This is a genomic window from Companilactobacillus versmoldensis DSM 14857 = KCTC 3814, assembly GCF_001434295.1.
GTDB classification, from domain to species: domain Bacteria; phylum Bacillota; class Bacilli; order Lactobacillales; family Lactobacillaceae; genus Companilactobacillus; species Companilactobacillus versmoldensis.
Genome location: NZ_AZFA01000023.1, coordinates 17816 through 32678 on the forward strand (window position 1 = coordinate 17816; position 14863 = coordinate 32678).

The 14863-nt window shown below is 38.9% G+C and carries 10 protein-coding genes; 2 read left to right on the forward strand and 8 right to left on the reverse strand.

The window, feature by feature from the left end; all coding sequences use genetic code 11:
* Positions 1-26: 26 nt before the first annotated feature.
* The gene (rpsJ, locus tag FC27_RS09755; protein ID WP_010624926.1) at positions 27-335 is read right to left on the reverse strand and encodes a 30S ribosomal protein S10; all 309 of its coding nucleotides are present in this window, start codon (positions 333-335) and stop codon (positions 27-29) included.
* A 434-nt stretch (positions 336-769) separates the two neighbouring features.
* On the opposite strand from rpsJ, the gene FC27_RS09760 reads away from it, so the two are divergent.
* Entirely contained in the window at positions 770-1801 is a 1032-nt protein-coding gene (locus tag FC27_RS09760; RefSeq protein WP_010624927.1) for a CPBP family intramembrane glutamic endopeptidase, read from the forward strand.
* Between the two features lie 58 nt (positions 1802-1859).
* Here the strand turns inward: FC27_RS09760 and fusA are convergent, their stop codons facing one another.
* Genes fusA through rpsL form a run of 3 tightly spaced genes read right to left on the reverse strand, consistent with a single transcriptional unit; the run spans position 1860 to position 4901 of the window.
* Positions 1860-3950 (reverse strand): elongation factor G, encoded by a 2091-nt coding sequence (gene fusA / locus FC27_RS09765; RefSeq protein WP_010624928.1) that lies wholly within the window; start codon positions 3948-3950, stop codon positions 1860-1862.
* 35 nt (positions 3951-3985) lie between these two features.
* Positions 3986-4456 carry a 30S ribosomal protein S7 gene (gene rpsG / locus FC27_RS09770; protein ID WP_010624929.1) on the reverse strand — a complete coding sequence of 157 codons (471 nt, stop codon included), beginning with the start codon at positions 4454-4456 and terminating at the stop codon, positions 3986-3988.
* Positions 4457-4487: 31 nt separating this feature from the next.
* On the reverse strand, positions 4488-4901 hold the full coding sequence (gene rpsL / locus FC27_RS09775) for a 30S ribosomal protein S12 (RefSeq protein WP_010624930.1): 414 nt from the start codon (positions 4899-4901) through the stop codon (positions 4488-4490).
* Positions 4902-5140: 239 nt separating this feature from the next.
* Between rpsL and FC27_RS12250 the strand changes: the two genes are divergently transcribed.
* Complete coding sequence (locus tag FC27_RS12250; protein ID WP_076613336.1) at positions 5141-5407, forward strand: prepilin peptidase; 267 nt, start codon at positions 5141-5143, stop codon at positions 5405-5407.
* Between the two features lie 412 nt (positions 5408-5819).
* Here the strand turns inward: FC27_RS12250 and FC27_RS09780 are convergent, their stop codons facing one another.
* From FC27_RS09780 to FC27_RS09795, 4 genes are all read right to left on the reverse strand, one after another.
* Positions 5820-6644 carry an alpha/beta hydrolase gene (locus tag FC27_RS09780; protein ID WP_010624931.1) on the reverse strand — a complete coding sequence of 275 codons (825 nt, stop codon included), beginning with the start codon at positions 6642-6644 and terminating at the stop codon, positions 5820-5822.
* Positions 6645-6743: 99 nt separating this feature from the next.
* A complete protein-coding gene (gene rpoC / locus FC27_RS09785; protein ID WP_010624932.1) occupies positions 6744-10421 on the reverse strand; it encodes a DNA-directed RNA polymerase subunit beta' in 3678 nt (1225 codons plus the stop codon).
* Positions 10422-10455: 34 nt separating this feature from the next.
* Entirely contained in the window at positions 10456-14073 is a 3618-nt protein-coding gene (rpoB, locus tag FC27_RS09790) for a DNA-directed RNA polymerase subunit beta (RefSeq protein WP_010624933.1), read from the reverse strand.
* 261 nt (positions 14074-14334) lie between these two features.
* Positions 14335-14863, reverse strand: a 529-nt coding sequence (locus FC27_RS09795) for an AAA family ATPase (RefSeq protein WP_156402517.1), incomplete at its 5' end; no start/stop codon positions are given.

The window sequence follows — 14863 nt, forward strand, 5'->3', positions numbered from 1 at the left end:
CACCTCCAATAATTTATTTGTTGTGATTATAATTTAATTTCAATGTCAACACCAGATGGTAGATCCAACTTCATAAGTGAATCAACTGTCTTCTTTGTTGGGTTGACAACATCGATAAGTCTTTTATGTGTACGCATTTCGAATTGTTCTCTAGAATCCTTATGCTTATGTGGTGAAGCTAACACTGTATATAGTGAACGCTCTGTTGGTAAAGGAATTGGACCTGAAATTTCAGCACCAGTTCTCTTTGCTGTTTCCACAATCTTGTCAGCTGATTGATCTAGGATACGATGTTCGTAAGCCTTCAAGCGAATGCGAATTTTTTGACTTGCCATGGGGTTACCTCCTTTTTGTCTCTTTCAAGATGACCGGCTCCGTGAAAATATCCAACAGCTCTGCCGTGGCAAAGCGGCCGGGCGTGTCGCAACCTCTCACTTCTATGCCGTCGATATTTATTAAATACCTATAGGCGCATACTTCTCCTACGAAATAAGCACTTTTCTTATAATACACGATTAAACGGGCATTATCAAGGACTTTTTAAGTTTTGAACCGAAAAAACTGCCATCGATATTTAATGTAGTTTTTGTGTAATAATTGCCTTAAACATATAAATAGGATAAAAAACATGATGAAAACAAGAATTTCAGTTCAACAATCGTTATTTTACTACCAACTCATTTTGAATTCCATAATAATTTTCTTTTTTTCAATGAAAACGTATCAACTAATCTTCCTACCACTAATATTGATAAATCTCTGCGGGCTATTGCATCACCCACAAAAGCAATTGACTATCACGAGAAAACTCAACTGGATGCTCCAACTATTTGGACAAAGCATTATCATTCCCTTCAGCATCTCCATGTTGATTAGACTAATGCCTATGATCAGTTGGAACAATCCTTTCATTATCGCTTTATTATTAGCCTACTCTTTGATCATGTTCATACCCTACACATTTGTTACCCTACAGCCAATTAAAATACCAACTATCCAAATCATCGTTTTATTGTACTCATTTCTGTCCACCGCTTCACAGGCTCTCGATTTAATGGTCCAAGCTACTACCCTTGCCAAAAATCCGACCATCAAAACTTGGTCGGACTCACTATTTGATGGAGCCCTGATAATCGCCATCATGATCATTATCCTAATGTATCAATGGAGATACGGCTTGCCCAAAGTCAAATTAAACCGTCGAACTAACTTATGGCTACTCGCCTTACTAACTATCTTTGCCATCTGGTTCTCTGGGTGGAATGCCTTTGCCAGCGGAAATAATATTTTTGTGTCTTTGATTCAATTTGATATTCATCGTTTGAGTTTCACCACTTCAAATATCCTGAGTGGACTTGAAGCTGGAATCGCCGAAGAATTTATTTTCAGATTTGCCATTCTAACCATCATTATTGACACACTTTATAATAGTAGAAACAGGTTCATTTATGCTGGTTTGCTAAGTAGCTTACTCTTTGCCCTGATGCACTCTCTGAATCTTTTTGCCGGTCAAAATATTGGAGCGACTTTAGTTCAGATCGGGTTTGCCTTTGCTTATGGTTTATTCTTATCAGGAATCTATCTCTATTCTGACTTATTTTACTTACCTGTACTATTTCACGCACTACTGGACACTTTAGTCTTCCTAACTTCTACTAGCCAAGTTATGACCGGAAAAGTTTTAAGTAGTGACATTCTGATCACAGTTATCGAATGTCTCATTTTCTTCTGCTTAGGTTTACTATTGATACAGCTCAAGACGAAACGGCAACCTCATTTCCAATTGCATTTCTTCAATTAAAAAATTAGAAAAAAAAGCCAAGAGCAATTTGCTCTTGGCTTTTTAAAAATCATTATTCTTATGGGTTGCCACCATTTTTCTTGATGATGTCAGCTTGAATTGACTTAGGAACCTTTTCGTAATGATCAAATGTCATTGTGAAAGTACCACGGCCTTGTGTAGCTGAACGAAGAGTTGTAGCATATCCGAACATTTCTGAAAGTGGAACGAATGAGTTGATAAGTTGTGCATTACCACGAGCTTCCATACCTTCAACACGTCCACGACGAGCTGTTACTTGTCCCATAACATCACCTAAGTAATCTTCTGGTGTAACAATTTCAACTTTCATAATTGGTTCAAGGATAACTGCGCCAGCTGATTTAGCAGCATTACGCAAAGCGATTGATGCAGCAATCTTGAAGGCTGCTTCAGATGAATCGACTTCGTGATATGAACCATCATACAACTTAGCCTTAACATCGATCAATGGATATCCGGCAAGAACACCGTTTTCCATAGCTTCCTTCAAACCTTGTTCAACTGAAGGAATGTATTCACGAGGAACAACACCACCAACGATGGCATCTTCGAACTCGAAACCTTTTCCTTCTTCATTTGGTGTAAATTCGATCCATACATCACCGTATTGACCTTTACCACCAGATTGACGAACGAACTTACCTTGTGACTTAGTAGGTTGTGTAAATGTTTCACGGTAAGCAACTTGTGGCTCACCCACTTTACATGCAACCTTGAATTCACGTTTCATACGGTCAACCATGATATCCAAATGCAATTCACCCATTCCGGCGATCAATGTTTGACCTGTTTCAGGGTTTGTTTCAGCTTGGAAAGTTGGATCTTCTTCAGATAGTTTTTGAATAGCAACATCCATCTTATCTCTATCTTCCTTAGAATCAGGTTCGATAGAAACTTGGATAACTGGATCTGGAATATCCAATGATTCAAGAATCAATGGATCGTCAGGATCAGTTAATGAATCACCAGTTGTTGTATTCTTCAATCCGATAACAGCAGCGATATCACCTGAGAACACTTCAGGGATTTCCTTACGGTGGTTAGAATGCATTTGTAGCAAACGACCAACACGTTCACGCTTATCCTTAGATGCGTTAAGAACGTATGAACCTGATTCTAGTGATCCTCTATATACACGAATGTATGTTAGACGACCAACGAATGGGTCAGTAGCGATCTTGAATGCCAATCCAGCAAATGGTTTGCTGTCGTCAGCTTTTAATTCAACTTCGCTTTCATCCTTAGGATTTGTAGCCTTATAAGGACGAACTTCAAGTGGTGATGGTAGATAATCAACAACGGCATCCATCAACATTTGAACACCCTTATTCTTGAAGGCAGAACCTGCAAGAACTGGGAAGAATTTCAAGTTGATTGTTGCTTCACGGATTGCAGCACGCAATTCGTCATTTGTGATTTCTGTACCATCAAGGTATTTTTCCATGATGTTGTCATCAACATCAGCAACAGATTCAACCAATTCTGCACGTTTTTCTTTAGCTTGTTCAAGGTATTCGTCAGGAACGTCAACTGTATCCCACTTTGTACCTAACTCATCTTCGTCATAAAGATCAGCTTTCATTTCGATCAAGTCAATAACACCCTCGAATTTATCCTCGGCACCGATAGGCATTTGGATAGCGTGGGCATTAGCGTCCAATCTTTCATGAAGTGTTTCAACAGAATAGTCAAAGTTAGCACCGATTTTATCCATCTTGTTAACAAAGACGATACGAGGAACACTATATGTTGAAGCTTGACGCCAAACGTTTTCAGTTTGTGGTTCAACACCAGATTGAGCATCAAGAACTGTGATGGCACCATCTAGAACACGCAATGAACGTTCAACTTCGATTGTGAAGTCAACGTGTCCTGGAGTATCAATGATATTGATACGGTTACCTTTCCATTCAGCAGTTGTAGCAGCTGATGTAATAGTAATACCACGTTCTTGTTCTTGGGCCATCCAGTCCATTTGTGAAGCACCATCATGAGTTTCACCAATTTTATGGATTTTACCAGTATAGTACAAGATACGTTCTGTAGTTGTCGTTTTACCGGCATCGATATGGGCCATGATACCAATATTACGAGTTTCTTCTAATGGAAATTCACGTTTATTAGCCATTAAAAATTTTATCTCCTCTCAGTTTAAACTGAATTCTACCAACGATAATGGGCAAAGGCACGGTTGGCATCAGCCATCTTATGTGTGTCTTCACGTTTCTTAACAGCAGCACCTGTATTGTTGGCTGCGTCCATAATTTCATTTGCTAATCTTTCATCCATTGTGTGTTCACCACGTAGACGAGCATAGCTAACAATCCAGCGTAGACCTAGAGTTGTACGACGATCTGGACGTACTTCAATAGGAATTTGATAGTTAGAACCACCGATACGGCGAGCTTTAACTTCTAGAACTGGCATAACATTGTTCATGGCTTCTTCGAAGACATCCAATGGTTCGTTACCAGTCTTATCCTTAATGATATCGAATGAACGATAAAGGATTGATGAAGCTGTACCTCTTTTACCGTCATACATCAAATGGTTGATCAAGCGAGTTACTAATTTTGAGTTATACATTGGGTCAGGCAAAACGTCACGTTTTGGAGCGCTACCTTTTCTTGGCATATTTAATTCCTCCGTTATTATTCTTAACTAATTATTTCTTAGGTTTCTTAGCACCGTATTTTGAACGGCTTTGCATACGTCCGTCAACACCGGCTGTATCAAGAGCACCACGAACAACGTGATAACGAACACCAGGTAGATCCTTTACACGACCACCACGGACAAGAACAACACTATGTTCTTGTAGGTTGTGTCCAACACCAGGAATATATGCTGTTACTTCGATAAGGTTTGATAATCTAACACGGGCATACTTACGTAGAGCAGAGTTAGGTTTCTTAGGTGTCATTGTTCCGACACGAGTTGCAACACCACGTTTTTGAGGTGCTGGGTTCTTTGTAGAAATTTTCTTCATACTGTTATAGCCATAGTTCAATGCAGGTGCATCAGACTTTGATGACTGTGACTTACGGCCTTTACGTACTAATTGATTAATTGTAGGCATTCAAAGTTCCTCCTAAAAATTTTAAGTACACACATCCAGGTGGTTCACAATTTTTGAAAAATAATAAACCACTTACGTGGCGTACCCTTTGAGCTTATATTTATAAACAAAACTATCCTTGCTGCCAATAAAAGCACGTCTAATAGAATACCATCTACTCACCAGAGTGTCAACGCTACTTTTGAAACGTTTTAAAGAAAAAAACATCCCCTTGACGTAATTTAATCTGAGGTGATCAAATGTTGTCTTTATACTATTTAACTATCTTCTTTACCTGCGCCAGTTTAGTCTCATTCTTAACGGTCGTTGCCCAGGATTATCCTGATCCAAAACATCGCTCCGTCAGACGTTCCCACTGTGACCATTGCCATTGTCCATTATCGTGGACTCACATCATACCTATTTTAAGCTATTTAAGTACATTTGGTAAGACCCATTCCATTGCTGCAATAGACCAATTAAATCACTTTATCCTATCAGTGAGACCAGCGGTGGAATATTTTTAATCCTATTTGTAGTTGAACATATTGATCTTAGATTCATCGTTCCAATCTTTATCAGCCTGACACTCTTCTCCATGATGGATTTGCGTGACGGGTATATTTATCCAATCTTTTATCCAATCCTGCTACCGAGTTTCCTAGTCAACCTCAACCAGCTTCATTGGCTGACAGGAATAATGACCTGGACCATCCTCTACCTGTTCTTCAAACTTGGTCCCGGAATTGGTCTGGGCGATGTTGAACTTATCAGCTTACTGGCTATCCTATTTCATATGCAAATCATTACCTTTGGCGTAAGCCTAGCCTGTGCTCTGTGCCTATTGCATTATTTATGGGATAAAAAAAGATCATTTAGATTTATCCCCTACCTGACACTCGGCATTGGAATAACCTATCTGATCTTTAATTGGAGCAATTAATCTACTGGTAGTACCTTAATTTGTGTCAACCAATTGATACACAGGTCCCACCATTTAGAAGCTTGATCATTTAAATATTTATCTCCGCCTGGTTCTTGAACTTGATATGTCCCCAGGGAAAGACCATGTGGCCCATTAGAAAATAAATGTAACTCATAAGGAATACCCAATTCGTTCAATTTGTCTGCATAAATCAATGAATTCTTAACTGGTACTGTTTGATCAGTCACAGTTTGCCAAATGAAGAATGGCTTAGCATCTTTAGTTACTGTTTCCTGAGCTTTCCAGAATTTCTTATCAGGACTCATTTTAGCAGCATCATCGAGAGTTTTAGGCCAACCTAAGGTCATATCAACGACTGGGTAGCCCATGATGTTGGCATATGGTTGAACTTCAAGTTTTCCGTCAAAGATTTCTGAACATGTTGACTCATTTAACATGAATGAGTTGAAGTTAGTGACGATACTGCCACCAGCAGAAAAGCTGATCAACAAGATTTTATCTGAGTCTATTTGATGGACTTCTGCCTGTGTCTTTAACCAATTAAGTGTCGTTGCTAACTCTTGTAAAGCAAGTGGAAAGACTGACTTACCATCTTTTAATAGTTGATAATGAAAGACAACAGAATGGATCCCAGCTGCTGCAAACTTCATGGCGATCGGTTGCGATTCGCGGTCTGTGTGAAAATTGAAGCCTCCACCAGGAATAATGATGGCTAAGGGATGTTTCACTTCCTTAGTGAAGTCACCAATTTTATCTAAAAAATAAGTATCAAGATCAAAGCTTGTATCTTGGTACTTGAGCGTTTCTTTAGTAAGCATTATTAGCCCCCTGTTATTTAAAAACAATTAATTACATATTCATTCTAACAAAAAAAGTCGGCTCTCCCAATCGGAGGCCGACTTTAATTATCAGTAATTTTACTTACTATTTTTTTCTTCTTGTTTCTTAGCGTCTTCTGCTTTCATCTGTTCTTCGATATCAGAGATTGTATAAGCGCCATTTAAAGAATTTGCTGCCATAGGACCAGTTTTCTTTGGTTCCATGTGGTTATACTTAGCCATACCAGTACCGGCAGGGATAAGTTTACCAATAATAACATTTTCCTTAAGTCCAAGAAGTGGATCATTTTTACCACGAATTGAAGCATCAGTAAGAACTCTAGTTGTTTCCTGGAAGGAAGCAGCTGACAAGAAACTGTTAGTTTCAAGTGATGCTTTAGTAATACCGAGTAATACTGGACGACCAGTAGCAGGAATGCCACCACTCATCAAAGTATCACGGTTATGATCTGTGAATTGTGAAATATCCATTAATTCACCAGGTAATACATCAGTATCACCAGGATCAAGGACACGTACCTTACGAAGCATTTGTCTGATCATGACCTCGAAATGCTTATCAGAAATATCAACACCTTGCATACGGTAAACCTTTTGGATTTCAGCAAGGAGATAGTTTTCTGTTGTTGATACGTTAGTGATCTTGATCAATTCCTTAGGATCAATTGAACCAGTAGTCAACTTAGAACCACGAGTGATAACGTCGCCTTCAGCAACAGCCACACTTGAAGTATAAGGAACACTGTAAGTTCTAGTATCGATATTACCTTCAACGGTAATTTCTTTAGTATGTTCTGCAGGGTTTTCGTCGATGGCAGTAATTGTACCATCAACTTCGGAAATAACTGCAAGACCTTTAGGGTTTCTAGCTTCAACGATTTCTTGCACACGAGGAAGTCCTTGTGTAATATCATCGCCACCAGCAACACCACCAGTATGGAAGTTACGCATTGTTAACTGTGTACCTGGTTCACCGATTGATTGAGCAGCAACAGTACCAACTGCTTCACCAATTTCAACTTCTTCACCAGTAGCAAGGTTACGACCGTAACATTTCTTACATACACCATGTTTTGTATCACATGTAAATGCTGAACGAATTGTAACTTCTTTAACACCAGCATCAACGATCTTTTGAGCCATGTCTTCATCCATAAGGACACCACGTGGGACAATTACTTCACCAGTTTCTGGATCTTTAACTGTCTTTTGTGTATAACGTCCAACTAGACGGTCAAACAATGGTTCGATCATATCTGTTCCTTCAGTGATTGCACTAACAACTAATCCACGATCAGTTCCACAATCTTCCTCACGAACAATAACATCCTGAGCAACATCAACTAGACGACGAGTCAAGTAACCTGAGTTAGCTGTCTTCAACGCAGTATCAGTCATACCTTTACGGGCACCGTGAGTTGACATGAACATTTCCAAGACTGACAAGCCTTCACGGAAGTTAGAAATAACAGGGATTTCCATCATACCACCGTTAGGGGCAGCCATAAGTCCACGCATACCAGCTAACTGTGTAAAGTTAGAGATATTACCACGGGCACCAGAGTCAGACATCATTGAGATAGGGTTGGTTGGATCAAAGGAATCGATCAATTTTTGTTGAATATCATCCTTTGTTTCATTCCAAACGTTGATAACTCGATCATGTCGTTCATCATCTGTGATCAAACCACGACGGAATTGTTTTGAAATTGAAGCAACTTGCTTGTGGGCCTTTTCAATAATTTCAGGCTTTTCAGTCAAGTTAGGAACATCTGTAACACCAACTGTTAATCCAGAATAAGTACAGATTGTGTAACCTAATTCCTTCATATCATCTAGCAATTCAGAAGTTCTTTGAACACGGTAAACTTTGAAGATTTGAGCAATGATATCACTTAAATAACTACTCTTAAGAGGGTCAATAAGTTCCATTTCATCAAGGCGGTCTTCAATATTTTCACCCTTACCTAAGAAGTATTTGTCAGGAACACCATTGATGAGGTTGTCATCAGTAGGTTCGTTCAAGTATGGGAAATCTTCAGGAAGAATTTCATTAAAGATAACTTTACCAACACTAGTGATCATTACCTTATCACGTTCTTCATCCTTGAAAGGTTTCTTAGGCATTGAAGCAACTGAAATACCAATTCTTGTATGATAGTGAACTTGTCCGTTCAACAAAGCCATCTTAACTTCGTTAGTGTCCTTGAAGATCTTACCTTCACCAGTCATATGTCTTGTTTCAATTGTTAGATAGTAGTTACCTAAAACAACATCCTGTGAAGGAGTAACGATAGGTTTACCATCTTTAGGAGCCAAGATATGATGAGCAGCTAGCATCAACATACGAGCTTCAGCTTGTGCTTCGTCAGATAATGGAACGTGAACAGCCATCTGATCACCATCAAAATCGGCATTGTAAGCTTCACAAGCAAGTGGGTGCAAACGAATTGACTTACCATCAACCAAAACAGGTTCAAAGGCTTGGATACCAAGTCTATGAAGCGTAGGGGCACGGTTAAGTAATACTGGACGTTCCTTGATTACATCTTCAAGAACATCCCAAATATCATCATCTTGACGATCAATTTTTCTTCTAGCATTTTTAACGTTAGAAGCAATCTCTCTTTTAACTAATTCATGCATAACGAATGGTTTGAACAATTCCAAAGCCATTTCACGAGGAAGTCCACATTGATAGAACTTCAATGTAGGACCAACATCGATAACTGAACGACCTGAGTAGTCAACACGTTTACCAAGTAAGTTTTGACGGAAACGTCCCTGCTTACCTTTAAGCATATGTGATAGTGACTTCAAAGGACGGTTACCAGGTCCTGTAACAGGACGGCCACGACGACCATTATCGATCAATGCATCAACGGCTTCTTGAAGCATTCTCTTTTCATTTTGAACAATAATGTTAGGTGCATTTAAATCTAACAATCTCTTCAAACGATTATTTCTGTTAATTACACGACGGTACAAATCGTTCAAGTCAGAAGTAGCGAAACGGCCACCTTCAAGTTGAACCATTGGACGTAAGTCTGGTGGGATAACAGGAATTGCATCCATTACCATCCATTCAGGCTTATTACCAGATTTTTGGAAAGCACTTAAGATATCCAAACGTCTGATAGCACGTGTACGTTTTTGACCTTGTGCAGTCTTTAAGACCTCACGTAAGTCTTTGACTTCTTCATCCATATCTACTTGGCTAAGAAGTTCTCTGATACCATCAGCACCCATTTTAGCAACAAATTTGTTACCAAATTCTTCGCGCTTCTTACGGTATTCAGATTCTGTAAGTAGTTGTTTCTTTTCTAGGTCTGTATCAACTGGATCAATAACTACGTATGAAGCAAAGTAAATTACTTCTTCAAGGTTTCTTGGGCTCATGTCCAAAACAAGACCCATACGTGATGGGATACCCTTGAAGTACCAGATATGTGTAACAGGAGCTGCTAATTCAATGTGAGCCATTCTTTCACGGCGAACTTTTGAACGAGTAACTTCAACACCACAGCGATCACAAACAATACCCTTATAACGGATACGTTTGTACTTACCACAGGCACATTCCCAGTCTTTAGTTGGTCCAAAAATTCTCTCATCGAATAGACCATCTTTTTCTGGCTTCAAAGTACGGTAGTTGATTGTTTCGGGTTTCTTAACTTCACCATAAGACCAGCTACGGATCTTATCGGGAGAAGCCAAACCAATTTGCATACTTTCAAATTTATTAACGTCTATCAAAAGGTAACCTCCCTAACATGCTAAATTTTAACTATTATTCTGATTTTGTTCCTTGCGAATTGTTAGTAACAGATGATTGGTTATCTTCTGCTTCTAGCTTCTTAGCTTCTTCTTCAGCACGTTTTTGTTCTTGTTGCTTAGCAAATTTAGATAAGGCATCAACACTTACAGTGTCATCATCTTCATCCATATCTCTAAGTTCAATTTCTTTGTTACCACTATCAAGGACCTTCATATCAAGTCCAAGAGCTTGTAATTCTTTAACAAGAACACGGAATGATTCAGGAACTCCTGGCTTAGGAATACTTTCACCCTTAACGATTGCTTCATAAGTCTTAACACGTCCAACAATATCATCAGACTTGTAAGTTAAGATTTCTTGAAGCGTATAAGCGGCACCATAGGCTTCCAAAGCCCAAACTTCCATTTCACCAAATCTCTGTCCACCGAACTGAGCTTTACCACCAAGTGGTTGTTGAGTAACTAGTGAGTAAGGTCCGATTGAACGAGCGTGCAATTTATCATCAACCATGTGGGCTAACTTCATGTAGTACATGACACCAACCGCTACACGGTTCTTAAATGGTTCACCAGTACGTCCATCATAAAGGATTGACTTACCATCTGAATCCATATCAGCTTCTTTAACAATATCCCAAAGGTCTTCGTTAGTTACACCATCGAAAACAGGTGTAGCAACGTGGATGCCAAGTTTTCTAGCAGCCATACCTAAGTGAAGATCAAGAACCTGTCCAATGTTCATACGAGATGGAACACCCATTGGGTTCAAGAGGATATCAATTGGAGTACCGTCTGGCATGTATGGCATATCTTCTTCAGGGACAACGATTGAAACAGTACCCTTGTTACCATGACGACCAGACATCTTGTCACCAACTTGAATCTTACGTTTTTGTGTAATGTAAACACGAACCATCATGTTGACACCAGGATTCAATTCGTCGCCGGCTTCACGAGTGAAGACTTTGACGTCTTGAATAATTCCGCTACCACCATGTGGTACACGAAGTGATGTATCACGAACTTCACGGGCTTTTTCACCAAAGATAGCATGTAATAGACGCTCTTCAGCTGATAATTCTGTAACACCCTTAGGAGTTACCTTACCAACCAAGATGTCGCCATCACGAACTTCAGCACCGATACGAATGACACCAAATTCATCAAGATCTTTAAGTGATTCTTCACCAACATTAGGGATCTCACGAGTGATTTCTTCAGGTCCAAGTTTTGTATCACGTGCTTCTGATTCATATTCTTCGATATGAACTGAAGTATAAGCATCTTCACGAACAAGCTTTTCTGAAAGAACGATAGCATCTTCGTAGTTGTACATATTCCAAGTCATGAAAGCAATAAGTGGATTTTGACCTAAGGCTAATTCTCCACCTTCCATAGCTGGACCGTCAGCAATGATATCGCCGGCCTTAACCTCTTCACCCTTACGGACGATAGGTCTTTGGTTATAACTCTTACCATTATTTGAACGACGGAATTTTGTAACTTTATATTCATCAGTTGTACCATCATCATCACGTTCGATAGTGATCTTATTAGCATCAACGTATTGAATTGTTCCAGCATGATTAGCTAATAATGCAGCACCAGAATCATGGGCAGCAATATATTCCATACTTGTACCAACAAGTGGTGCATGTGGATCAATCAAAGGAACAGCTTGACGTTGCATGTTAGCACCCATCAAGGCACGGTTAGAATCATCGTTTTCCAAGAAGGGAATACATGCAGTAGCAACAGAAACTACCTGACGTGGTGAAACGTCCATATAATCGACTTTTTCAGCTGTAGTTTCGATATTGTCATCCTTGTGACGAGCCAAAATAGTTGTATCAGCAAAGGAACCATCATCATTCAACTTAGTATTAGCCTGAGCAACGATGTAATTATCTTCTTCATCAGCTGTTAAGTAATCGATCTTATCAGTAACTTTGTGAGTCTCCCATGAAACACGACGATAAGGAGTTTCAATAAAACCATACTTATTAACAATGGCATAACTGGCCAAGTTATTAATAAGTCCGATATTAGGACCTTCTGGTGTTTCGATTGGGCACATACGACCGTAGTGAGTATAGTGAACGTCACGAACTTCATATCCGGCACGATCACGAGTCAAACCACCAGGTCCAAGAGCTGATAGACGACGCTTGTGTTCCAATTCACCAAGTGGATTAGTCTGATCCATGAACTGTGAAAGTTGTGATGAACCAAAGAATTCCTTGATTGAAGCAACAACTGGACGAATATTGATCAATTGTTGAGGTGTCACAGTTGAAGTATCTTGAATTGACATTCTTTCACGAACAACACGTTCCATACGTGAAAGACCAATTCTAAATTGGTTTTGGAGTAATTCACCAACTGAACGAATACGACGATTACCCAAGTGGTCGATATCATCGGTATTACCAATACCTTCTTTAAGGTTCAAGAAGTAATTGACACCAGCTAAAATATCAGCAACTTGAATCGTACGATTGTTTTCATCGATGTGACCATTACCAATAATATTAACAACTTTTTCGTTGTCTTCTTTTGAATAAACTTTAACGATCTGCAATGTAACAGGATCTGTTTGAGCACCTTCATCTGAAGGTTGAACTGTAACAGTCTTGAAATCATCACGATCAAGATATGGGCTCAATTTGTTCATTGCATCACGGTCAATGACAGTATCTTTATTCAAGACAACTTCACCTGTATCAGGATCAGCCAATGTTTCTGCCAATGTTTGATTCAACAAACGAGTCTTAATATTTAATTTCTTATTGATCTTGTAACGACCAACTGCGGCCAAATCATAACGACGTGGGTCGAAGAAACGAGCATAAAGTAATGAACGAGAACTGTCGGCTGTTTTAGGTTCACCAGGACGGAGTCTTTCATAAATATCTTTCAAAGCTTCTTCAACACGTGAATCACTAGTATCTTTATGAACATCTTTTTCAAGAGTCAGATTCAATGTGTCATTTTCGCCAAAAATATCTAGAATTTCAGCATCTGAGCCAAAACCTAAAGCACGAACCAATTCAGAGATCAATAACTTTCTAGTTCTATCGATTCTTACATAGCCCAAGCCCTTAGCATCTGTTTCAAATTCCAACCAAGCACCACGGTTAGGAATAACAGTTGTACCATAATTGACACGGCCATTTTTATCAGTATCAGTATTATAGTAAATACCAGGAGAACGAACTAATTGTGAAACAATTACACGTTCAGCACCATTAATGATAAAAGTACCTTGTTCAGTCATAATTGGGAAGTCCCCAAAGAACACGTCTTGAGACTTGATTTCGCCAGTTTCATGGTTAGTCAATTTCAAAGTAACGTGTAGAGGGGCGGAATAATTAGCATCATGCTGTCTAGCTTCTTCAACCGTATACTTAGGTTCAAGCAACTTATAGCCAACATATTCAAGAGAAAGATTTCCAGCGAAATCATCAATAGGCATTACATCATCAAACATGTCCTTAAGACCTTCGTCTAAGAACCAATTGTAAGAATTTCTTTGAATGTCGATCAGATTTGGTAGTGGAAGTACTTCCTTGATCTTGGCATAACTACGACGAACACGATGTGCACCATAATTTACGTTATGAAAAGTCAAATTCTTCACCTCAACATTTATTTTTGTCCAAATTACAAGCCCACAAATATTACATTTGTGTTACAAATGAATGAAAACGATTTATTTATCCATTTTAGGGCAAAAAAAAACCAAAAATAGGAATCTCTTCCTACTTTTGCTTTTTTCTATACGGCATCACTACGGACAATAGATCGTAGCTTGCGTTTTGAACTTTAAATCTCAAATGCAATATTACTATCAAAACATACTAGTGTCAATACCTAGTTTGAAATATTTTGACTAAACTTTTGCACCCTTCTTATTATCGTCCAATTTCTTTTTATTACCTTTATTAGTTGATTTGGCAACTGAAATATCAAGCTTGCCCTTCTTAGAACCAACCTTGATGGTATCTCCTTCTGCAATGTTGTTCATCAAGAGTAATTCACTCACTGGATCTTCGATCTCACGTTGAATTGTTCTTCTCATAGGACGAGCACCATATTCTGGATCATAGCCATCTTTAACCAAGTCATCATAAGCAGTTGGAGAAATTGAAAGCTTAACTTCACGCTCAGCTAATCTCTTTCTCAAATTGTTGCTCATGATCTTAGCAATGGACTTGAGTTGTTCTTTGTTAAGAGCCTTGAAGACGATAGTTTCATCAATTCTGTTCAAGAACTCAGGTCTAAAGAACTTCTTCAATTCACTATTGATTCTTGATTGCATTTCTTTGTAATCAGTTCTGGCATCTTTAGCACCAAAACCAACCGAACGATCATCTTCGACCGAACGTGCACCAAGGTTAGAAGTCATGATAATGATTGTA